Below are 23746 nucleotides of genomic sequence, written 5' to 3' on the forward strand. Positions count from 1 at the left end.
TCATTTTTATTAAAAAGAAACATTCAAAACACGGTCCATTACTACCATTTATCCAGCAGTGCTGGAACGCTGCAAACCAAGATAAACTTCTACTTGATGATTATGGCCGTCATCTACAAGTTTCAGGTGAGCTTCATCACCGGCGGCCTTTCCATCAACAATCCATTTAACTGGAACCTCGTGATCCTGTTGACAGTAGACTTGAATGGAATATATTGTTTTACCATATCTATAGTCGATGCTGAACGTATTCCAATCAGACGGGACACATGGTCGAATAGAAAGTTGATCTCCTTGAAGCTTGACTCCGAGTATATACTCCAACCCAGCCTGGTACATCCAGCCGGCAGCTCCTGTATACCACGACCACCCGCCACGTCCTTGATATGGATGTGCTGTATAGATATCGGCTGACATCACGTATGGTTCGTTTTCATATATTTTCACGTCACGGAATGTGAGTGTATGTGTGATAGGATTTAGCATGGAAAATAACTCAAAAGCTTTGTCACGACGGTCTAACATTGCCCAAGCAACGATTCCCCATATCACTCCGTGTGTATATTGCCCGCCATTCTCCCGAATTCCAGGTGGATACCCTTGGATGTACCCGGGGCTCGGTCTTGTTTCATTGAATGGTTTTGTTAATAACTTTGCCAGGTTTAAATTTCGGTCGACTAGTTCACGGTCAAATGAGGCCATAGCCCGCGACTCCCGGTCGGCTGATGTTCCTTCCGAGATGACAGCCCACGATTGGGCAATCGCATCAATTCGGCATTCACTATGCTTATTCGTCCCAATCCACTCACCGGAATCCGTGAAGGCTCGGCGAAACCAGGAGCCGTCCCAGGCATAATGATTAAGATTCTGCTCTAATTTCTGCGCCGTTTTACTAAACTCTTCCACTACTTCAGGAGGAACAATCCCTTCTCTTAACCCTGTAAACCGCTTAAGAATATCCAAGAGGAACCATCCCAACCATACACTCTCGCCGCGTCCTTTTGCACCGATCCGGCTCATCCCGTCGTTCCAGTCGCCAATTCCCATCAGCGGGATTCCGTGTTCTCCAAATTTCAATGAATGGCGTATACCTCGAAGGCAATGTTCTAAAAGTGTGCCTTTCTCGTCAGACACGACGGTATCTTCATAACGCTCCAATTCTTCCTCTTTTAGTACTTCGCTTTTCAAAAATGGAACCATCTCGTCTAGAATTTCAACATCACCTGTTTGTTCCAAATATCGGGATACTGTATAGGGAAGCCAAAGTAGATCATCTGAAAATTTTGTACGAATTCCTTTGTGTGTTTCTTCATGCCACCAATGTTGGACATCCCCTTCCTTATATTGATGTCCAGCGTTTATAAGTATTTGCTTCCTGGTGATCGAAGGGTCTGCATGTAAAAACGCAAGGGAGTCCTGGAGCTGATCACGGAATCCAAATGCTCCTCCAGCTTGATAAAAAGCGGTTCGAGCCCGTAAACGGCAAGCAAGTGTTTGATATAGAAGCCATCCGTTCATCATCAGATCCATTGACCGATCCGGTGTTTTGATCTGAACCTGACCAAGGAGATTCTGCCAATAATTTTCTACACTTGTCAGCGTATCCTGGAAGGAGGATGGCAAACCATATTTCCCAATTAATGAAACAACCTCGTCTTTGGAAGCTGCACACCCAAGTAAAATCGTGATCGTCACTTCATTTTCCGGTGGTATTTCCACTTCAGTTTGAAGGGCCCCGCAAGTATTGGAAAATGCACCTGTCCGTTTTGACAAATTATTCTCCATTAGAGCTCGAGGATACGCCAATGATCCCCCTTGTCCGATAAACTCCTCACGGTCTCCCGTCCAGGAAAACGACTGATCCGCTGAATTTCCAGGTGCAAGAATATGCAGAAAGCTGATCGCATCACGAAAAGTTTCCTGAAAGGCATTCCTGGCCAGCAATACTTCATAATCTTGGTCCCACTCTGTGACAATGTAAGGAGCTTGTGCTTCACGTGTAACTCCCATTACCCATTCAGCGTAATAAGTAAGAGAAATTTGCTTTGGTACACTACTTTTATTACTTAGCTTCAATTGGATCAATTTTAAAGTATCATCCAATGGTACGACCGTTTCCATGGTATGGGCAATCTCTCCATCAAGTTGTTCAAAACGACTGAATCCTTTACCATGAGTAACTTTATACGTCCATTCATCGCCTGCCGGTTTTGGAGTAGCTGACCAGACATGACCATTACTCAAATCACGCAGGTAGAGGCACTCACCTGGTTCATCAAGGACCGGATCATTCGTCCAAGGAGTTAGCTTACACTCACGTGAGTTGTGCCACCAGCTATAACCGGTGCCAAAATCGGTGATTAAACAACCGAATCGTGGATTCGCAAGGATATTGCTCCAAGGTCGAGGCAGATAGGATCCATTTTGAACGTAAATCTGATATGCTTGGCCATCTTCGACGAAGCCACCCCAACCATTCGAAAATTCTCCCACAGGTTCCGACGTGAGAGCTTTTTGTTTTCGTATCTTTTTATGGGATGCAGCATAATCGAGCCTTGCCGGATTTACTGGAATTTCGTCCAAGCGCAATTGGGCCCTCAAGCTTGGACCTCCCGCTTTCAACCAAACTCGTCCCACTGCTTTAAGAAGTGTACGAACGTTCTCATCTAGCTGTGACGATTTTAAACCAATGATTCGTTTCATTTCCCATATACCACGTGACGCCAGGGAATCCCTTAAACGATTCATGAGTTGGTCTTGATAACCGCCAACCGTATCATCTAGTATGACCAAGTCTATTTCCAATCCTAGCTTACACAGATACTGATGCTGTCGAGCTAATAAACTCACGAATGGCAAATCAGCTAAATAACGAATAACGGCAACGGCGATCGGAACGTCGCCGCTTATCCCATGTGACCATAGGGCAGATTGACCCAGAGTATTTTGTACAATTGCCTCCTGCCTTAATGAAGAAAGCGGCGGGGTGAAAAGGAGCCTTCCTGCCATTAAAAGAGCGGCCGACGCCTGTTCCGGTGTTAAGTGCAGATGCCTTAGGTCAATCTGTGAACGAACTAAAGCCAAATGGAAAGAGCGATCTGCCTGCTTCGGCTCACATAACTGTTGTACAATGTTCAAGGCCTTTTCACGGTTTTCAGCAACACCTGTGACAATATAGAAGGTGGCCGTTTCCCGCGGTGCTAAATGTATTCTTCGTCTCATCACAAATGCTGGATCCACCACAGAACCAACATGTCCGCTTAGACGAGAAAATATGGCATTCGGTTCCTTAAGCGAAAACCCTCGCCCAATAAATTGGGCACGATCTGTTTCGAATTCATAATCATCTGTTTGATGGTTATCAACGTATATCGTATGAACGGCCCATGATTCATGCTCGTCTTCATCTCTTGGGCGCCTTTTTGCCAATAAGCATTGTGATGCAGCATCATGGCTCGTTTCAATAAATAATTTGTTAAATGCTGGATGTGCATTCACTGCAGATGGACTTGCCATTGCCAACTCCAGAAATGTAGTCACTTCCAGCACTCGTTCTTCGGTACTGTTATTCACCAGCTGGACACGGCGTATTTCCGCGTCAACATCAGGAGGAACTGTTATTTCCAGCTTAGAAGTAATATCTCGGTATCCCCCTTCATAAATGGATTTATCAAGGCGGAATACTGTTTTCGTATCCTTATGGGACTGGTAAGAAAACCCGGATAGGCTCCATGTCTCTTCTGAAGGGAATTCATGAATATAAATCATCATCCCTGACGTATCAACAACAGGATCTTCTCGCCATCTGCTTACAGCCATTCCATTCCACGTGAGCATGCCCGTTCCATTGTTTGTGTTTATGCTTGTCATCCGGCCATTTGAAAGTACATTTACTTCCGGGACAATGGTTGGTTCCGTAAATGTCCGTTCCAAATTATCAAAATGCTCTTCAAAAGAAGTGAACTTTGCTTGAGAGCCAATTGGCTCCTCAATCATGGCAGCTTTTCTAGGCAATCTCTCTTGTAAAAGCAAATCGGCCGCCCGAACACATGGATTGGAATGGAATCGTTCGACTAATAGATCATCAGTCAATAAATTGCAGAGAGTCAGCATACTCATCCCTTGATGGTGGGCCATATAGCTTTGCACGACTTCATACCGCCGGCCTTTCGTCAGCCTTTGGGAAGTGAAATCAACCGCCTCATAATATCCAAACTGTCCTTTTGCTTGGAAGTCTGTAAACTTTTTCAAGGCGGCAATACCCGCTTCACCTGCATAAGGGAGGGCCATAATGGTTGCATAAGGTGCTGCTACCAGGTTATGTTCCAGACCTCGATCAAGCGCCAGCCCTGGAACACCAAAAGCGCGATACTGATAGTTCAGCTGATAATCGAAAGCATAATAGCCGCTCTCTGATATTCCAAAAGGCACTTGGCACTCGGCTGCATACTTTTGCTGACTGCGGACAACTCCACGATAAGTAGAGTCCCATATCGTGTTACGATATGTCCGCATAAGCAAACCTGGCATTAAATATTCGAACATGGTACCCGACCATGATAACAAAGTCTTGTGTCTCCCTGAAACAGTCATCGTCCGTCCCAAAGAAAACCAATGTGATGCCGGAATTTGCCCGAGAGCGATCCCTACAAAACTAGCCTGCCTTGCTTCAGAGGCCAACAAATCGTAGAGAATGGAATCCTTTTGGTTAGTGTCTATATGATAACCCAATGAGAACAAACCTTCATCCGGATTATAAAGCGAGTTAAAGTTAGTTTCTTCTACCAGCTTGTCGATCTCCTCCAAAATAGGCTCCATTCGTGACTGGAATTCAGGCTCCTTTTTCCCCCATTCAACTAAGCCTTGACGTACAACCATCAAATAGGCAACAAAGTTACCGGAATCAACGGTTGAAACATATTTAGGAAATAGGGGTTCAGCTGATTGTGTATCATACCAATTTAATAAATGTCCATTCCACTTCTCCATCCTTGCAAGTGTCATTAGTGAACTTTCAATCCGATCTAACATCACTGTTGTATCAATGAACTCAAGATCACGCGCAGAGACAACACATGCTAAGTATAAACCAATGTTGGTAGGTGATGTACGATGGGCAATAATCTCTTGCGGATGGTATTGAACGTTATCAGGTGGAAGCCATGATTCCTCCTTTGTTACATATTGATCATAAAATGACCAAATTTGTAACGCTAATTCCTTAAGTTCCTTATGAGAAACATTCAGCCATTGGCGTTGATCCTCTTTTTGCGGCTGATTCAAATGTTGAATAACAAAACGTGCCAACATCCAAATCAGAAGAACAGCAATGCCTGTCATCCGATTAATAGCCGGACCTGAAACCCATGCAAGGACTGCAAACAGGAGTATAACAATGTAACCGGCAGACTCAAACATGAAAACACGGCCTTTTGAGGCAGCGCGCTCCGTTTGGGCAGACGGAACCCACTCAAGCAGATTCCGCCTGCTGATAAACATCCGGTAAAGTGTTCGTAAAATAGCATCTAAACAAAGTACAGCCTGAAATGGCAGTGTCAGCAATTGTACCGTACATTGTAAACAGCTGACACCTATGGAACGGTTGAATCTCATCTTCATGATGGCTGAAGCAAGAGTACGTAAAAACGGGAAATAAATTGTTGCTAACATGATGGATTCCCATACCCAACTTCTCCCAGGTAAAATTGAAAGCCCAAGTATGGCCACGATCAAATAGGCTGGTGCTAGCAGACTTCGCCGTAAATTATCTATGATTTGCCAACGAGTCCAAATGCATAAGTCTACTCTTCTTCTATCACCATAACGATCTTTGCAGTTCATCCCCAACCAGTTAAGAAGCTGCCAGTCACCGCGAACCCAGCGATGGGAACGTTGCTCGGAAGCAACAAATGTGCTTGGCTGTGACTCGACCACTTCAATATCAGAAGCAAGTCCTGTCCGGAGAAAACCACCCTCAAGTAAATCATGACTCAGAACAGATTGATTCGGAATGCGATTTGCTAGGGTTTTCCGAAAGGTCTCTACATCAAAGATTCCTTTCCCAACAAAAATACCATGGCCTAATAAATCCTGATAGGCATTTGAAACGGCAAAAGCATATGGATCTATTCCTGGATTTCCAGCCCAAAGTGCAGCAAATCGCGATTTTTGCGTGGATTCAAAACTAGCACTGATGCGTGGCTGCAGCACCCCGAATCCTTCAATTACGCGTGTTTCAGTGTCATTCAGTCGCGGGCGGTTGTATGGGAAATGAATGGTTCCCGCTAGGCGGCTCACGACACCAATAGGAAGTTGGGTATCATGGTCAATGGTAAATACGTAGCGAATACTTGGCAGAATAGATGTTTCTCCTAGGATGTTTGTAAAACTGGTATCACCTTTCCCAGAAAGAAGATCAACGAATTCAACAAGTTTGCCTCTCTTTCGTTCCCATCCCATATAGATTTGATCCACAGAATTGTATAAACGGGATCTTTGAAACAAGAAAAATTTGTCATTACCATACTTCTTACATAATTCATTCACGCGTTCTATTGCATGTGTAATAATTTCTTCATCATTTGGAAGGGTTTCAGAAGATGCATCACTAAAATCAGCCAATATGCCAAAATGGATATTCTTTTGCCGATTTGCAAGGTAGTGAACCAAAAGTCGATTGACAACGTCATCTACCTCTTCCGCGCTTGACCAAATAACCGGCATAACGACGATCGTACGGGCATCTTCAGGCAGCTCTTTTGAAAAATCATATCTCAATAAAGGTGTCGGTTTGCAACATTTACAAATGGCTTCATGGAGAATACTAAAACCCCACTCACTAACGGGCAACAAAAGAGCCGCAAAAATGGCAAGCCATGATAAAGGCCGAACTTCTACTCCAAATGTGATCCATGTGCCGCCCAGTAACAGTAAGCCAATCAACAGCAAGAAAAAGCTCAAAAAATACACAATCGATGGCTTCCGCCGTAAGGCAAGATGCGGGAGCTTCCTTGGCTGGGCTGCTTGGCATAGCTCTGATCTTAATGCCGTTATTCCATGAGGATCAAGCAAGTAATAGTAAAGACATGACTCTCGCGAAACTAGCTTCGTTTGGTCATCAGCTGCTCGTCGGTAACTGGCCATTTTTACAGCTGTTCCGGCGACTAATGTTTCCGGAACATTTAACTGACGGGCCAATTTTGCGACACGGCCGCGAAGCAAATCCCGGCTTGCCATGTCCATCCGCATATACTCGTTATTCGGATCAGTCTGAAGGCATTTTTCGATATAGGAAATTTTCACAAAAGTCCTGCGCCATGGCAGGCGTTCGATACTGTGCAAACTTTGCACCAGACTTCCGCAAGTGATTTGGAGCTCCGCCTGTAGTTGGTGCTCAAACGAAATCATCTCATCAAGGCTGGATTCACTGTTTCCGATATAGGCTGCCAGCCAATCGTGAACGATTCGAATATTTGGCTCCCATTCACTCAAATGTTGAATAAATTGGACGATTTCAATTGGATCCAATGGTTTCTGACGTGTTTTTTGTTCCAATAAAGCTCGTATTTTAGAATCGGACATATTTTTGGATCCAATTTGCTCTATTAATGTCGTAACCGAACGGCATACCTCGTGACGTTTTCTAACATCGCTCATCACTTTAGCCAAGCGGCGAATAATAATCACACGCATGGCATTAGGCAGCGTCCAGCATTCTATATCCTTTAGAACAGCAACTTCCTGAAAGGACATGATGTAAGTTTCAAATGATTGTACATCGAAGTGCCCATCCCTGTGCTCTAGATAATCATCGCAAAGAGCATATATTCTTGGTATCCCGGTAGCTTTCAATTTAGGCAGTCTTTGCATCTGCGCTCTCGGGAATTCTCGGAAAACAATTTGTGCCTGTGTTTCTATGAAATTAATATGATCCAGAAGCCAATCTTCGGCTGGTTGTTTACACTCAGCATGGTTGGTTTGCAATTGTTCCGCAAATTCGTGAAGATGGAGCATATCCCTTTTAAAACCTGGCCAAAATTGTTTGGCTAACTGGTTGGTGAGAGATAATTCACAAGTCAGGGCAAACTCATGCGCCTTTGCTCTTAATTCTTCATTGTTTAAAATCATAAGCTCCCCCTTTATCGTTATCATTTGGGAATATTCCCAAGATTAATCAATTTCATACAGACTTTTGATAAATTTTCAGAGTTCGCCCAGCAAAATTGGATGGAAATTAACTATTTTTGAATTTATTTTTAAAACAAAAAAGTTGGCCCTGCGAACTGCAGGAAACCAACTAGATCAATTGTAGAGTGTGTTTTGTTTTATCCCAATAATCGGAATCCATCACCTTCTTTCACTCACAAACAGGCGTTCGTTTTGTGATTTTTTTCACCATACTAAAAAAGACATCATCTAATTTGATGATGTCTGCTGCCGCTTTGTTAATTTTTTCCTGAACCCTCCGAATGGATGTTATTTTTACACTTTTAGGAATTTGTCTACTTGCACTGCGACTTCGCGGCCTTCGTTGATCGCCCAAACGATAAGACTTTGACCTCTTCTGGCATCACCTGCTGCGAAAACTCCTTCAATATCGGTTTTGAAATCACCATATACAGCTTCAACTTTTTGGTTTACTGCTTTTACACCAAATTGGCTTAACAGTGGTTGATCTGTTCCCTCAAAGCCAATCGCAATAAATACAAGTTGGGCTGGCCATACTTTTTCTGTTCCAGGAATTTCTTTAAAATAAAAACGGCCTTCTTCGTCTCTCAGTTTCTCCATTTGGATCGTGTGCAGTTCTTTCAGGTTCCCATTTTCATCGGAAACGATTTTTTTCGTTTGAATGGAATATTGACGCGGATCTTCTCCGAACTGGGCTTCAGCTTCCTTATACGCATAATCCACAGTAAATACGTTCGGATAAGCTGGCCATATATTATCAGCACTACGTTCTATCGGTAATTGCGGGTGCTTGCCGAACTGAATGACACTATTGCAATTTTGACGAAGTGCCGTTGCCACACAGTCGGCACCCGTATCCCCGCCGCCAATGACGATGACGTCTTTGCCTTCTGCATTGATAAATTGGTCATCATCAAAATTGGAATCCAGAAGACTTTTCGTTGCTAAGGTTAAATAATCCATTGCCATGTGAATCCCTTTTGCTTCACGGCCTTCCATTACTAAATCGCGCTGCTTTTGCGCTCCTGTACATAGGATCACTGCATCAAACTGTGCTTGAAGTTCTACAGCCGTAATGTCCTTACCGATTTCTGTATTGGTGACAAAGTCGATTCCTTCCTGTGCCAATAGACGAATTCGACGTTCTACTACCTCTTTTTCGAGTTTCATATTCGGAATTCCGTACATCAACAAACCGCCAGGCCGATCGGCACGTTCAAAAATGGTAACCGAATGACCCGCTTGGTTTAGCTGATCAGCAGCCGCCAATCCAGCAGGACCAGAGCCGATTATAGCCACTTTCTTATCGGTCCGTGCAGCAGGAATCCTTGGTTTAATCCATCCATTTTCAAACCCTTTATCAATGATCGCTTGCTCAATATTCTTGATGGTTACTGCTGGGTCGGAAATCGCCAGCGTACATGAACCTTCACAAGGCGCAGGACAAACTCTTCCCGTAAATTCAGGGAAATTATTTGTTTTCATTAACCGATCAAGTGCCTCTTTCCAGCGGCCACGGTAGACCAAATCATTCCACTCTGGAATCAGGTTGTGTATGGGACAGCCTGATGTTGCTCCTTGAATTTCCATTCCGATATGGCAGAAGGGAGTGGCGCAATCCATGCACCGCGCCCCCTGTATGCTTAATTTTTCATCAGAGAAAGGAGCTGTATACTCTTTCCAGTCGTTTAGGCGTGTTCGAGGCTGTCTTTCACCGACTTTTTCGCGAGCATATTCCATAAATCCTGTTGGTTTCCCCATTTTCCTTTCCCCTTTCTTAGCGGATTGCAGGTTCCTTCTGTCTAGATGGTTTGAGTTTTGTTGAAGAATTGGCTAAAAAGGCACTCATAACCGCTTCTTCTTCTGTTAAGCCTGCATTTTTTTGCTCCTGAATCAATTCGATCATTTGCTTAAAGTCTCTTGGAATCACTTTAACAAAAACTCCTGCATATACCTCCCAGTTATCGAGAATCATTTTTGCTTTTACACTTCCTGTATAATTGAAATGATTTTCGATTAACTCCTTCAGCTCGGCTAGATCATCTCGGCTGGAAACTGATTCAAATTCAATCAATTCCTGATTGCATAACTGCTTAAATTCATCTTGATTATCTGCTAGAACATAGGCGATACCGCCTGACATTCCAGCCGCAAAGTTTTTTCCCACATCACCTAAAATAACGACTCGGCCACCTGTCATATACTCACAGCCATGGTCGCCAATTCCTTCAACCACCACATTTACACCGCTGTTTCGAACCGCAAAACGTTCACCCGCACGTCCATTAATATACGCTTCACCGCTTGTAGCACCATAGAACGCAACATTTCCGGCGATCACATTTTCTGCAGCGGCAATCTTCGTTTGTTCATCTGCTCTGACAATGATTTTTCCGCCAGACAGGCCTTTCCCCACATAATCGTTCACGTCACCGTTAAGTTCAAGCGTCATACCCTTTGGTACAAATGCCCCAAAGCTTTGCCCCGCAGACCCCTTAAACCTCAAAGTAATCGTATCCTTTGGAAGACCATCTTCTCCGTAACGTTTGGACACTTCACTTCCGACGATCGTACCAACCACGCGATTAACGTTTGAAATCGGGAAGCTAACATTCACAGGCGTTCCTTGTTCTAACGCAGGTTGAACAGCCGGCAGGATTTTTTGAATATCAAGAGTTTCGTTGATTCGATGATTTTGCGGTCGTTTATAGGTACGGGCGCCTTCATGCTTATAAAGCAATGCTGTTAAGTCTAAATCCTTAGCCTTCCAGTGTGCTTTAGCTCGTTCACTCACCTCTAAAACATCAGTGCGGCCGACCATTTCTTCCACCGTTCTAAAACCAAGCTCAGCCATCAGCTCACGTACTTCTTGTGCAATAAACTTCATGAAGTTGACAATATGATCTGCTTCACCTGTGAACTTTTTGCGAAGCTCAGGGTTTTGCGTCGCGATTCCGACTGGACATGTATCCAAATGGCAAACACGCATCATGACACAGCCGAGGACGACAAGCGGTGCGGTGGCAAAACCGAATTCTTCTGCACCAAGTAAGGCAGCCATGACCACATCACGGCCTGTCATTAATTTACCGTCTGTTTCGAGCACAACCCGATCGCGTAAGCCATTCAGCATAAGTGTTTGGTGTGCCTCTGCCAAACCAAGCTCCCAAGGCAATCCGGCATGCTGAATACTCGTTTTCGGCGAGGCACCTGTCCCGCCATCGTAACCGCTGATCACAATGACATCGGCTACAGCTTTGGCCACACCTGCTGCAATGGTTCCAACACCGCCCTTGGAAACAAGCTTGACGCTGATTCGGGCATCGCGATTCGCATTTTTTAAGTCATGAATCAGCTGGGCCAAGTCCTCAATCGAGTATATGTCATGGTGCGGGGGCGGTGAAATCAAGCTGACACCAGGTGTTGCCCCGCGAACGTCGGCAACCCACGGATAAACCTTTTTCCCCATCAACTGTCCGCCTTCACCAGGCTTTGCGCCTTGAGCCATTTTAATTTGCAGCTCTTCGGCATTAACAAGATAATAACTTTTTACACCAAAGCGGCCGGAAGCAATTTGTTTAATCGCACTTCCTCTGTTGTCGCCATTATCATCTAATACAAATCGTCTGGCATCTTCTCCGCCTTCACCACTGTTACTTTTTCCACCTAATCGGTTCATAGCGATCGCTAACGTTTCATGGGCTTCTTGACTGATGGACCCAAATGACATCGCCCCCGTCTTAAAGCGGCGTACAATCGAATCAACGGATTCAACCTCGTCAATCGGCACAGCAGTTCGTGTACCATTAAAGGAGAATAGATTGCGTAAAAAGCCGATTCTCTCTCCATTGGCTAAATGAGAATACTTTTTAAATAAATCATAATCACCTTTGCGGCAAGCCCATTGCAAAGTATGAATGGTGCCAGGGTTGAACGCATGATGTTCGCCATCATGTCTCCACTGGAAGTTACTACCCGATTCTAATGTTTGGTCAGTCGTTTCAGTATAAGCTGATGCGTGTCGCAGCATAGCTTCTTTTGCAATTGTATCTAAACCAATCCCGCCTAACTGGGAAACTGTTCCAGTGAAATAATGGTCTATCACATCTGAGCCAATTCCAACTGCCTCAAAAATTTGGGCACCACGATAACTTTGTACCGTAGAAATCCCCATTTTGGACATAACCTTCACAACACCTTCGGTCATGGCATATACATATTTTTCAACCGCTTCTTGATAGGTGACTGGTAAAGTATTTTCTTCAAATGCTTGTTGATAAATCTCGAACACAAGATAAGGGTTGATGGCATCCACACCATATCCGAGCAGTACGGCAAAATGATGGACCTCTCTTACTTCCCCGGTTTCCACAATAATACTGGCTTTCGTCCGTAGCCCTTGACGAATCAGATGCTGATGAAGGGCACTCGCTGCCAAAAGGGACGGAATGGCCGCTTCTTTTGCATTCATATGGCGGTCCGTCAGGATAATTACACTGGCACCTTCTGCTATTGCATCTTCCGCTTGACGGAAAATTTCATTTAGGCCTAATTCTAGATCATCAGAGAAAAGGCTGTTAATGACTTTGCTTTTAAAAGAACGGTCTTTTTTTAATTTTTCAAGTTGGCCGTTGGTCATGATCGGTGTTTCCAGCTGAATCCGTCGGCAATTTACTTCTGAAGGATGAAGCAAATTCCCTTCCGATCCTAAATAGGAAATCGTCGAAGTAACAATTTCTTCGCGAATGGAGTCAATCGGCGGATTCGTTACTTGTGCAAACAACTGCTTAAAATAGTTGAACAAAGATTGAGGCCGGTCTGATAACACAGCAAGCGGCGTGTCGTTGCCCATCGCACCAAGCGGATCCTTACCCTCCATAACGACAGGCATAATGTATTTTTGAATATCTTCATAGGTATATCCAAAGGCTTTTTGACGGAAAAGTAGATCAGCTGAAATCTCTCCCACAGCCTCTACATCATCCGTCAAGCGGACAAGCTGTTCATCAAGCCATTGCTGATAAGGCTGGTCTCCGGCAAGCTCGGATTTCACTTCCTCATCGGAAATAATTCGTCCTGCTTCTAAATCGATCAGGAGCATTTTTCCTGGACGCAAACGCTCTTTGTACAATACTTTTTCCGGCTCTACATCAATAACGCCAACCTCTGACGAGAAAATAATATAATCATCTTCGGTTACATAATAACGGGCCGGACGCAAACCATTTCTGTCCAGAATGGCACCAATTTGTTTTCCATCGGTAAATGAAATGGCAGACGGGCCATCCCAAGGCTCCATTAAGGTGCTATGATATTCATAAAAAGCCCTCTTTTCCTCTGTCATATGAGGATTACCAGACCATGGTTCAGGAACAAGCATCATCGCGGCGTGCGCCGGTTTTCGGCCTGCAAGCACCAAAAATTCCAGCGCATTATCTAAAATTGAGGAGTCACTGCCATCTGTATCAAGGATTGGCAGTATTTTTTCCAAGTCTGTTCCAAATGCATCTGATATAAATTGTTTTTCACGTGCTTTCATCCAGTGAATATTTCCTTGAAGTGTATTAATTTCACCGTTGTGGATCAAATAACGGTTTGGATGTGCCCTTTCCCAGCTCGGAAATGTATTTGTACTAAAGCGGGAATGCACTAAAGCAAACGCAGACACAAAATTCTCATCCTGCAAATCCAGATAGAACTGATCTACTTGTTCAGGTGTTAACAGACCTTTATAGACAATAGTCCTGCTAGAAAAGCTCGCAAAATAAAAACGGTATCCTGATTCCTTTGCCCATTTTTCAGCTTGTTTTCGGATAACATACAATTTCCGTTCAAAACCTAATGAATCCGTACGATTTTCGTTGTCAGCAACAAACAATTGGCGAATAAACGGACAGCTTTGTTTTGCTGTAACCCCAATTTTTTCTGCGTTGACAGGAACCGTTCTCCAGCCAAGCACTTTTTTCCCTTCTTGTTCGACCAATGAATTGATATATGTTTCAATTTCTCCCCGTTCCGCCTCATCATTTGAGAAAAACAGCATCCCCACACCGTATTCCCCTTTTTCTGGCAAGTTCATAGTTGAACATTCTTGACGGAAAAACCGATCCGGAATCTGAACCATCAGCCCAGCGCCGTCACCAGTAAGCGGATCACTTCCCTGTCCGCCGCGGTGATCCAATTGGCAGAGCATGTTTAATCCTTTCGTTACGATTTCATGAGTTGCATTTCCTTTTATATGTGCGTATAAGCCGATTCCACATGCATCATGTTCAAATTCAGGACGGTAGAGACCTTGTGCTCTTGGTAGTGCATGATATGTCATTGTTATCTCCCCCTGTTAGATTTGTCGAAATTTTGTCATATTTATTTTAATTTTAATTATTAATACAAACAATATATAATTTATATCAAATCAATCTAATTCTTGTATGAATGAAAGGAGATGCAAATGTGGAGCTGCGTCAATTACGTTATTTTATAGAAGTAGCTGAACGGCAGCATGTAACAGAGGCTGCTGAAAATATGAACGTTGCCCAATCAGCCGTTAGCTATCAGATTACAAAGCTGGAAGAAGAGTTGGGGGTAAAGCTATTAGAGCGGGTTGGAAGAAATATTAAGGTTACACAGATCGGAAATATTTTTTTACAATATGTTAAAAACGCCTTAAAAACCATTGATGAAGCACAGGAAAAAATAAACGAATATCTTGACCCACATGCAGGTACCATTAAAATTGGCTACCCGACAAGTCTCGCGCGTTACTGGCTTCCAACTGTAATTTCGGCATATAGGGATTCCCATCCAAATGTGAACTTTCATTTGCGTCAAGGCTCCTATTCCTACTTAATCGATTCGGTAAAAAACGGTGAAATTGATTTGGCCTTTCTCGGCCCAGTCCCGATGAAAGATCCAGATCTAGTAGCAAAAATTTTATTTATGGAAAATATCGTTGCCTTACTGCCTAATCATCACCCTCTGGCAGATAGAAAAAGTTTATTTCTAAGTGATTTGCGGACCGACCCATTCGTCTTATTTCCAAATGGGTATGTTCTTCGAAAAATTGCTGTGGAGGCATGCCAGCAAGCGGGCTTTGAACCAAACATTGCATCTGAGGGAGAGGATATGGATGCTTTAAAAGGCCTCGTTTCCGCAGGAATCGGTGTCAGCCTGTTGCCTGAGAGTACATTTAATGACTCCATTCCGCGATTCACCGTCAAAGTACCAATAGAATTGCCAAAGGTCATGCGTACAGTTGGTGTCATTATCCCAAAACATCGAGAAATTGCTCCATCGGAAAAGAATTTCTACCAATTTCTTATCGAATTTTTCAACAAGTTGGAGCAATATAAATGACTACTCTTGATTGAACAAAAGTATATTTTCAAAAGTAGTCTGCAAAAAATTTGTCCCGAAAAACTTCGATCACAAGATTCCTATTACTGGAAAAACATCTTTAAGCAATGAAAAAGGAATGCTGGCAAGGCATTCCTTTTCTTCTTAATAATTATATCGCAATTCAAGCATGGTGTTTATTTGACGGAATAACTGAAAAGCTTTTCTAAGTTATCAACAATACTAGCCTTATCCGCCTCGACCACTTCCATATATTTCTGTTTCTCAAATAACTCTTTAATTTGCTGCGGAAATGTTTGCTCAATGCCGCAACGTTCAATAGATTCATTAAATTTGGCAGGATGTGCCGTTGCAAGGGTAACACAAACCTCTTTTGGATCATTGGATGTTTCATAGGCAGCCACTCCACAGGCAGTATGCGGGTCTAGTAAATAGCCAGTTTCATCATAGTATTTACTAATGGTTTCCAAGCATTCATCTCCCGCCACCCCATGTGCAGCGAAGTCCTCCTGCACCTGACAAAGCTGCTCCTCATTGACGGCAATTTTGCCTTCTGACTTGAATTGATCCATCTTCGCAGATACTGCAGCTGGGTTTTCATCTAGGAGGTAGTATAGATAACGTTCAAAATTGCTGGCTACTTGAATATCCATCGATGGGCTGTAAGTGCTGCGGAACTCACCAGGCCTGTACACCCCTTTTTGAACAAAACCTTCTAAAATATTATTTTCATTCGTAGCCACAATCAGTTTTCCAACCGGAAGACCCATTTTTTTGGCAAGATAGCCAGCAAAGATATCACCAAAATTTCCAGTAGGCACACTGAAATTCACCTGTTTTTTCCCTGTCTCTTTCGCTACTTGAAAATAGGCATAGAAATAATAAACAGTTTGCGCGAGGATTCGCACAAAGTTAATGGAATTAATTGCCCTTAGGTGATATTTGTTTTTATAATCCACATCGACGAACAATTCCTTTATCATTCTTTGACCATCATCGAACGTACCTTTTATCGCTAAATTTAGGACATTTTCATCATGAACCGTTGTCATTTGCAATTCTTGCACCTGACTAACTTTTCCAAATGGATGTAAGATACAAATTCGAATGCCTTCTTTTCCTCTAACGCCCTCAATGGCAGATGCACCTGTGTCCCCTGAGGTGGCTCCTAAAATATGAATCGTCTCTCCTGTCTTCTTGGAGACGTACGAATATAGATTCCCTAGAAATTGCAGAGCAATATCTTTAAATGCAAAGGTCGGGCCATGGAATAGCTCCAGCACATACATGTTATCCCTGATCTTTTTAACAGGCGTGATCTCTGAATGCCGGAAGGTTCCATAGCTTTTTTCGATTAAATCCTTTAACTCTTGGTCAGGAATTTCACCATCCACGTAAGAAGATATAATTTCAAATGCTAAGTCCTGATAAGAAAGCTTTGACATGGACTGAAGCTTTTCTTCAGAAATTTGCGGGATTTTTTCTGGAATTAATAATCCTCCATCATTTGCAAGCCCCATTAAGACCGTATCAATAAAACCAATTTTCCCTACGTTCCCGCGTGTGCTAATAAAGTTCATACTGTATCCTCCAAATCAAATCGTTAACTAAAATGAACGGAAGGTTCATCTTGTGGACTGTTAGGCAAGAAATATAATCAATATTCTCACTTTTCAAAAGACATAAAGTATTATACATCATACCTTATTTTCCTTCATCATTCCAGTATAGGTTTTTTTGATTTCTTTTGTCGATCCCAAACTCAATCGATTAAAGAATAAAAATCCCTTATACAATTAAACTATTTTATGGCCATTATATACCTATGAAAATGGCAGCACACACACTAGCCTGATATCATTGACGAAGCATCAAACTGATTTTTTAGCGGATTCTTGAATCTTATGAACGAATTCAAATTTTTGCTTAGAAGAATGGTTTTCCGCTGCTTCCCTTTCCATTTGTTTTTTCCGTCTATTATTTACTCCAAGAAAACCCATTGTCTGATTCTCAAGATCTTTTTTGATCATATTCACTATTAGAATAACTAAAAAGAACCCAAATGCTGGAATAAATGCATTCCAGGGTACCAAATTAAAATCGTTATAATTCTGGCCGATGATCCCTGCCCATTCATTTGATAATGAAGCTGGTTTAGGAGGATTATCGTAACCATATATTCCTGCGCGAGTTTGACCACCAAGAAAAAGACCAAATATCCCTAGATGCATCATCGTTTGCAGAGTACTCAACAGCTGCTGAACGGTAAACATAAGCCCAAATGAACGAATATATGGCAGCAATTGTCTTCTCACGATATGCCATTTGCTTGCCCCCATTAGAAAAGAGCTTTGGACAAAAGATGTATGTATAAGTTCCTCTGTTAAATCTGCTGCCATTAGCGATACTTGAGGTAATCCAATAAAAATAAGAATAATAACTTGGCAAGTAACTATGGATGTCACAGGTGCATCCTGAAAGCCGCCCACAATCGGAGTCATCAAAATGATGGCGATAAGAATTGGGGGAATATAACGAAACGGCAGAAAGAAATCTTTCATATAATCTTTTAAAAATGGTGCCCATAATGAGATAAAGATCCCAAACAGGCCGCCAATAAGGACTCTGATAACGGCAACGCCAAAAGCGGTGATGAGAGTAAATTTCGCACCATAAAGCATCAGCAGACCGAGATCTTCCCCATTTCGATTGGTTCCCAGCGGGTGACTGAAAGATGGAGGATATGGAGGCTTACCAAGAATATTGCCATGAGCATCTTCAATGAAATCCTGCTTAGCATAATTTGACGGGCCATAAAGGGGGTATAAACAACTTACAAGTAGGATGACCAGCAAAATGGCGGAGCCTATGATTGTTTTTTTATACTTTTTCATAAACCAGCAGCCTCCTTACCTTTCATACGCCTTGAAAGCAACCACGCTCCAGCTTCCACCGCTACGAGTGGAAGAGCGAACATTAACAAGCAGACGACAAGCGAAGCAATATCAGCGTGAATAAAAACGATTTTCTGAAAAATACGTGTAAATCCATTAATATCAAACATGTACTCCAAAAGATAAATATTGGACAAGATGACCCATACCACTGTCCTCAATTGCAGTAGCACAAGGGAAAAAATATTTCGAAAAATATGTACAAATAAAATTCTTAACCGGCCCATTCCTTTCGCTTTTACATAAAGGACGTAAACTTTACTTTGTTCTTCCATAATGACTTTGATAAGAAACTGTGACAATAAGAAAATGGGTAAAAAGGAAACAGCTACGATCGGTATGAAATACGGTTTTGCGCCAAAAAATCCGTAGAGCTGAAAAATTCTAAAACCTGTTGATTTATAAAAGGAGATCACTAAAAATTGAATAGAAAATATCACTAATAAGTCCGGAACTGCTTCAAAGAAATGAATTCCTTTTATTAAATGTTCCCTCATATTCTTCGGAGCAAGCATAACCGAAATACTTATGGACACTGCTATTAGAATAACGGCTGCAAGGCTGATTAAAAGCAGCGTCATAGAATACTTATAATTTTCCATTATAGAATATTGTTTAAAATAGCCTAGGTAACGGGGATCCTTGATTTGCAGTAAATAAAGAAAATTCGCTTTAACCATTTGCCAAAAAGGTATAACATTTATTTCAAACTTATTATTTTTTCCGATTCCAAATAAATAAGGAAGATTGAACGTAAATAAAAATCCAGCGAAAACGATGATCACTCTTATGACATTCCGGACCAGGTTTTTCATTTCATTCCTCCCGCCATATATGTAAAAACTGACTATACAGTTTACAAACAACCTAATTATAACCTGAATTATCAATTATTGGTATATTTTGTTTGAAATAATTATTCTAATTCCTTTTATACATAACCAATAATGAACTTTATCAGGAAGTATAACTTTTGAGCATGTTTTTTGTAGTAATGCTAAATGATAAAGGTGAAAAAAGAAAGAAGGTGATGAGCATTTTAAAATCTATGAAAACGGGGATCATTTTACCTCATGGTGAGAAGGTCGATCAAGAGAAACGTCAGGGACATCTTAATGCCTTTAGTTTGGCGGGTATTGGAATTGGAGGTGTAATTGGTGCCGGTTTCTTCCTTGGATCAGGTTTGGCTGTACGGGAAGCAGGGCCTTCTGTTACACTCGCCTTTTTATTAGGCGGTATGGTGATGATGCAAGTTCTTGGAGCGATGACAAGCATTAATGTCAACCGGCTCGAGCCTGGTTCATTTCGAGTGTATGTCCAGGAATTTTTAGGCTCCTATGCCGGTTTTTTATTGGGATGGTCTGTGTTTATTTCCAGTATTCTCGGGGTTGGCTCGGAAGCAATTGCGATGGGAGTATTTGCCCATTACTGGTTTCCACACCTGCCACTGCCTATTTTTGCGATGTCGTTTTTGGTTATCATTATCTTAATGAATATGATGAATATGGACAAGTTTGGAAAAATAGAATCTGGAATGGCAGCATTGAAAGTAATAGCCCTTCTTGCTTTCATTCTTATAGGAGGTTACGCACTTTTCTTACATAGTAATTTTTCCCCTCAGCGGCCTTTTTCGGGTTGGATTGCCTTTTTTCCTAAGGGGTATTTCGGTCTGCTGCAATCCATGTTAGTTATTATTTTTTCCTTTGCTGGGATAAGTGCGGTAGCTATGGCAGGGCGTCAGGTAACAAGACCGCTGGTGGAGATCCCGAGGGCTGGCATGATGATGTCCATTGGCGCTATTGGATTATATGTATTATCCATGCTGGTCTTAGTTATGATCCTAGCATGGAATTCTGTTTCGACGAACAAATCTCCTTTTGTTCAAGCTTTTCAAACGATCGGATTCAATTGGGCTGCGATAGCCATGAATGGCATCATATTGTTAGCAGCTTTTTCGGTGATGGCAGCAAGTTACTATGCATCCATTGAATTACTCGTGTCTCTCTCGACAGCAAAACAAGCTCCATCCTATTTCCTCCAGCACTCTCATCGCGGTTTTTATCGCAATGCTTGGCTGGCAGTTGCAATTGGTGCCTTGATTGTCGTAGGAATGTCATTCCTGCTTCCTTCTTCTATTTATAATTATTTAATTTCAGCTTCTTCTTATTTTACGTTTTTGAACTGGTCGCTTAATCTTGTCACCTACTTGATTTGGCGGAAAAAGAAAAAGGAAAATGAAACCTTTGATTCAAGGCTGATTTGGGGCAGGCCTGGGGCATATGGAACCATAATAGCCATTGTCATCCTATTCATCATGAGCCTGCGTGTTCATGATTTCCGAATGGGATTTTATGCAGCAGCAGGTTTTATTTCTATGATCAGTATTTCTTATGTTTTTTGGTCACGTAAGCATTTACATCTTACCTAGCACAAAAACCTATAACTGGATTCATAGAATTTAGTTATAGGTTTTATCTAAATTACAAATTTAAGCTTCCTCCTGTATAAGCTGATTCATGGAGTTTAGCTCGGAAGTAAGTTCCATAAACCAGGTCTTATCTTTTGTTAAAAGTGCCAAATCTATAAGAAATTGAATTTGCGCCTTATTTGTAACATTAGAAACAGGTAAACTTTTCACCTGTCGACTTGAAAGTAAGATGGTTTTTCCAACGGTCTCGTTATGATCACTCCTCACGACGGTCACCTTTACTTCTCCTTTTTGAATTTCTGATGACTGAGATTCAACATATCCAATAATTAATTCCCCACTCCGCGATTTTGCTTTAATCCAATCACCTATTTTTAAAATGGTATTTTGATAAGACATCCTACTTTTCACCTTCTTTTTAATTTCAACTTCAAACTGTAACTTTTTTTATTACATTTCAAACATAGAAATCTGCGGCCAGCACTGGGTCACAGACACTTATTAACCAGATCGACAATCTCTTTTATGGTATAGTTCTTTAGGTATTCACCTAAATGTTCTTCTGCACCTAAAAAAATGCTGAATAAAACACCCTGCATATTGGCACCCACAATACACCGTTCATTTGAATCCGGACACTTAGGTTGCAGAGCACCTTCGGAGGTGAGCATGTATATGTCCCAAAGATTTACTTCACTTAAGTCTAAAGCAAAAATAAATCCGCCTCCCGTTCCCTCTTTCGATTTTATAAATCCATGTTTTTTCAACATACTTAGCACTTTTCGAATGCGTACAGGATGAACGCAAGCACTTTCTGAAATAGCTTCACTTGTTGACATCCGGTCGGGCTGCAACGCTAGAAAAGTTAAACTATGAATGGCAAGTGTAAAATCACTATTCATGTGGCTTGCCTCCTAAAAATATAAACTGCTTTAAAGTTAAAATCTTTTAAAATATTTTTTCAAAATTCATCAACGTATGCAATCATAAACGCAATAAATCAACTTGTAAAGCAATTCGCTTTTTCCTTAGTCAGAATAAATTACACTTCCCATTGTTTCTTTACCTGATCTTCTGCTAATTGTTTAATTTTTTCCCAAGTCGTATCTTTTTTCACGATGACATTGGTTTGATAATTTCGATCTTTATACTGTACTGTTACAAATACTTCAATCATCTCTTTTTTCCTCCCTTCTAAAAACAAACATGAATCACTGTCAGTCTAGTATCCTTCCTTCGGTTTTGTTTTAACCGAAAGACCAACAAATTGACTTCATTCTTTTAGTTAGCCATTTTATTCCAATTTTCATTCCGAAATGTACGAAGCTTGCGGGGAAGAAAACTTGAAATCTCATCCTCGTTATAACCAACCTGTAACCTTTTTTCATCATGGATAATAGGTCGTCGCAACATTTTAGGGTTCTCGATCATTAATTTATAGAATTCATTCAGCGGCAGCGTTTCAATATTGATATTTAATTCCTGAAATGATTTTGAATTTGTTGAAATGATTTCTGTCGTCCCCTCTTCTGTTAAGCGAAGAATGGATTTAATTTCATCTACTGTAATGGGCGAAGACAGTATGTTTCTCTCAATAAAATCAATATCATGTTCTTCAAACCAAGCTTTTGCTTTTCTGCACGATGCACAGCTGGGTGTTGTATATAAAGTCACCATTATTATCAAACTCCTTAAAATGTAATAATTAATATTACAGTTGTCATACTGTAACTTTAATATTTACAGTTAAAAATGTCAACATTATTTTTATTAAGGGAATACCTATTTTTAATTAACACCAGATCCTGTTTTCTTATTTGCCGCGGAAATTGACTGTTGCTATGATGTTATTAATTCCCCCCTTTTTATGGTCTTCCTATTATTTGAGCAAATAGAGGGCAAAATATATAAATACAAACTTCATAAATATTCTTGATTGAAAAGGAATGATGGAATTGCAGGAGAAAAAATTAGCTGGAGAAGAAGCCGTTCAGTATATTAAAGAAGGAATGATTCTTGGGTTGGGCAGCGGCTCTACTGTATATTTCACTTTACAGAAGTTAGGTGAGTTAATAAAGAACGGATTATTAATAAAAGGTGTTTCAACATCAAATTCGACTACAGCAATTTGCCAAGAATTAGGCATACCTTTGATTCCCATTAATGAGGTAGAACGAATTGATTTAACGATCGATGGTGTAGATGAAGTAGACAACCAATTTAACGGGATTAAAGGCGGCGGCGGAGCACTTCTCTTTGAAAAAGTGGTGGCGTCCATTTCAGAAAAGGTGATCTGGATAGCAGATTCAAGTAAATTGTCGCAAAACTTAGGAAATTTCCCATTACCTGTAGAAATTATTCCATTTGGATATACGCATGTACTAAAAAAGCTGGAAAGTCAACATCTCAATCCGAAATTGAGGATGAAGCAGAATGAAGTTTACAAAACAGACAGTGGAAATTATATTGTTGATCTACACCTGAATGCCATTGAAAACGTGAATCAGTTAAGTTCTTTTTTGAAAAATATAACCGGTGTCGTGGAGCATGGCTTATTTATAAATGTGGTTGATACTTTAATCGTTGCGGATCAAGAACATGTAAAAACAACAAATGTGAAATAACAAAATATAAGGTTTGGTTCTAAATATCGGAACTGAACAACTTTCTTTAAGAGCCACTGTTTTCAATGGCTTTTTTCTTTTCCTGCTTCCATTTCTAAACAAGAAATGGCTGTTGGTAAATTGTATGATTGACCAAAATGGTTGTCAGCCCTTGATATCCGTATGATCGCTTTCAATAAAAATCATAGTAATCAGAT

The 23746-nt window shown here is 41.4% G+C and carries 13 protein-coding genes; 3 read left to right on the forward strand and 10 right to left on the reverse strand.

Features of this window, described 5'->3' with window-relative positions:
• Nucleotides 1-48: 48 nt before the first annotated feature.
• The 3 genes from HPT25_RS21885 to gltB all read right to left on the reverse strand — a co-directional run bounded on the left by HPT25_RS21885 (nt 49) and on the right by gltB (nt 14512).
• Nucleotides 49-8127 carry a glycoside hydrolase family 94 protein gene (locus HPT25_RS21885; protein WP_173069231.1) on the reverse strand — a complete coding sequence of 2693 codons (8079 nt, stop codon included), beginning with the start codon at nt 8125-8127 and terminating at the stop codon, nt 49-51.
• A 354-nt stretch (nt 8128-8481) separates the two neighbouring features.
• On the reverse strand, nt 8482-9948 hold the full coding sequence (gltD, locus tag HPT25_RS21890; protein WP_173069234.1) for a glutamate synthase small subunit: 1467 nt from the start codon (nt 9946-9948) through the stop codon (nt 8482-8484).
• 16 nt (nt 9949-9964) lie between these two features.
• Nucleotides 9965-14512 carry a glutamate synthase large subunit gene (gene gltB, locus HPT25_RS21895; protein ID WP_173069238.1) on the reverse strand — a complete coding sequence of 1516 codons (4548 nt, stop codon included), beginning with the start codon at nt 14510-14512 and terminating at the stop codon, nt 9965-9967.
• A gap of 128 nt (nt 14513-14640) precedes the next feature.
• Between gltB and gltC the strand changes: the two genes are divergently transcribed.
• Nucleotides 14641-15543 carry a glutamate biosynthesis transcriptional regulator GltC gene (gene gltC, locus HPT25_RS21900; RefSeq protein ID WP_173069241.1) on the forward strand — a complete coding sequence of 301 codons (903 nt, stop codon included), beginning with the start codon at nt 14641-14643 and terminating at the stop codon, nt 15541-15543.
• A gap of 176 nt (nt 15544-15719) precedes the next feature.
• Here gltC and thrC read toward each other — a convergent pair whose 3' ends face one another.
• The 3 genes from thrC to HPT25_RS21915 all read right to left on the reverse strand — a co-directional run bounded on the left by thrC (nt 15720) and on the right by HPT25_RS21915 (nt 19312).
• Nucleotides 15720-17123, reverse strand: coding sequence for a threonine synthase (thrC, locus tag HPT25_RS21905; RefSeq protein ID WP_173069244.1), 1404 nt, complete (start codon nt 17121-17123; stop codon nt 15720-15722).
• 291 nt (nt 17124-17414) lie between these two features.
• Complete coding sequence (locus HPT25_RS21910) at nt 17415-18437, reverse strand: ABC transporter permease subunit (RefSeq protein WP_173069247.1); 1023 nt, start codon at nt 18435-18437, stop codon at nt 17415-17417.
• Complete coding sequence (locus HPT25_RS21915; RefSeq protein ID WP_173069249.1) at nt 18434-19312, reverse strand: ABC transporter permease subunit; 879 nt, start codon at nt 19310-19312, stop codon at nt 18434-18436. The genes HPT25_RS21910 and HPT25_RS21915 overlap by 4 nt, the downstream gene beginning before the upstream one ends.
• A 179-nt stretch (nt 19313-19491) precedes the next feature.
• Here HPT25_RS21915 and HPT25_RS21920 point away from each other — a divergent pair, with 179 nt between their 5' ends.
• A complete protein-coding gene (locus HPT25_RS21920; protein ID WP_246277260.1) occupies nt 19492-20925 on the forward strand; it encodes an amino acid permease in 1434 nt (477 codons plus the stop codon).
• Nucleotides 20926-20985: 60 nt separating this feature from the next.
• On the opposite strand, the gene HPT25_RS21925 is transcribed toward HPT25_RS21920, so the two are convergent.
• The 4 genes from HPT25_RS21925 to spxA all read right to left on the reverse strand — a co-directional run bounded on the left by HPT25_RS21925 (nt 20986) and on the right by spxA (nt 22602).
• Nucleotides 20986-21324: an IDEAL domain-containing protein gene (locus tag HPT25_RS21925; RefSeq protein WP_173069252.1), complete on the reverse strand. Its 339-nt coding sequence runs from the start codon at nt 21322-21324 to the stop codon at nt 20986-20988.
• Between the two features lie 89 nt (nt 21325-21413).
• Nucleotides 21414-21827 carry an RrF2 family transcriptional regulator gene (locus HPT25_RS21930; RefSeq protein ID WP_173069255.1) on the reverse strand — a complete coding sequence of 138 codons (414 nt, stop codon included), beginning with the start codon at nt 21825-21827 and terminating at the stop codon, nt 21414-21416.
• Between the two features lie 140 nt (nt 21828-21967).
• A complete protein-coding gene (locus tag HPT25_RS21935) occupies nt 21968-22102 on the reverse strand; it encodes a BA3454 family stress response protein (RefSeq protein ID WP_173069258.1) in 135 nt (44 codons plus the stop codon).
• 104 nt (nt 22103-22206) lie between these two features.
• Nucleotides 22207-22602: a transcriptional regulator SpxA gene (gene spxA / locus HPT25_RS21940; protein WP_173069261.1), complete on the reverse strand. Its 396-nt coding sequence runs from the start codon at nt 22600-22602 to the stop codon at nt 22207-22209.
• Nucleotides 22603-22880: 278 nt separating this feature from the next.
• Here spxA and rpiA point away from each other — a divergent pair, with 278 nt between their 5' ends.
• Entirely contained in the window at nt 22881-23549 is a 669-nt protein-coding gene (gene rpiA, locus HPT25_RS21945) for a ribose-5-phosphate isomerase RpiA (protein WP_173069264.1), read from the forward strand.
• Nucleotides 23550-23746 lie beyond the last annotated feature (197 nt).

Source organism: Neobacillus endophyticus (genome assembly GCF_013248975.1).
Taxonomy (GTDB): Bacteria; Bacillota; Bacilli; order Bacillales; family Cytobacillaceae; genus Neobacillus; species Neobacillus endophyticus.

Bases quoted from the DNA above. Each gene is read 5' to 3' on its own strand.
- HPT25_RS21885 (WP_173069231.1), bottom strand. From the start codon at position 8,127: ATGATTTTAAACAATGAAGAATTAAGAGCAAAGGCGCATGAGTTTGCC.
- gltD (WP_173069234.1), bottom strand. From the start codon at position 9,948: ATGGGGAAACCAACAGGATTTATGGAATATGCTCGCGAAAAAGTCGGT.
- gltB (WP_173069238.1), bottom strand. From the start codon at position 14,512: ATGACATATCATGCACTACCAAGAGCACAAGGTCTCTACCGTCCTGAA.
- thrC (WP_173069244.1), bottom strand. From the start codon at position 17,123: ATGAACTTTATTAGCACACGCGGGAACGTAGGGAAAATTGGTTTTATT.
- HPT25_RS21910 (WP_173069247.1), bottom strand. From the start codon at position 18,437: ATGAAAAAGTATAAAAAAACAATCATAGGCTCCGCCATTTTGCTGGTC.
- HPT25_RS21915 (WP_173069249.1), bottom strand. From the start codon at position 19,312: ATGAAAAACCTGGTCCGGAATGTCATAAGAGTGATCATCGTTTTCGCT.
- HPT25_RS21920 (WP_246277260.1), top strand. From the start codon at position 19,492: ATGCTAAATGATAAAGGTGAAAAAAGAAAGAAGGTGATGAGCATTTTA.
- HPT25_RS21925 (WP_173069252.1), bottom strand. From the start codon at position 21,324: ATGTCTTATCAAAATACCATTTTAAAAATAGGTGATTGGATTAAAGCA.
- HPT25_RS21930 (WP_173069255.1), bottom strand. From the start codon at position 21,827: ATGAATAGTGATTTTACACTTGCCATTCATAGTTTAACTTTTCTAGCG.
- HPT25_RS21935 (WP_173069258.1), bottom strand. From the start codon at position 22,102: ATGATTGAAGTATTTGTAACAGTACAGTATAAAGATCGAAATTATCAA.
- spxA (WP_173069261.1), bottom strand. From the start codon at position 22,602: ATGGTGACTTTATATACAACACCCAGCTGTGCATCGTGCAGAAAAGCA.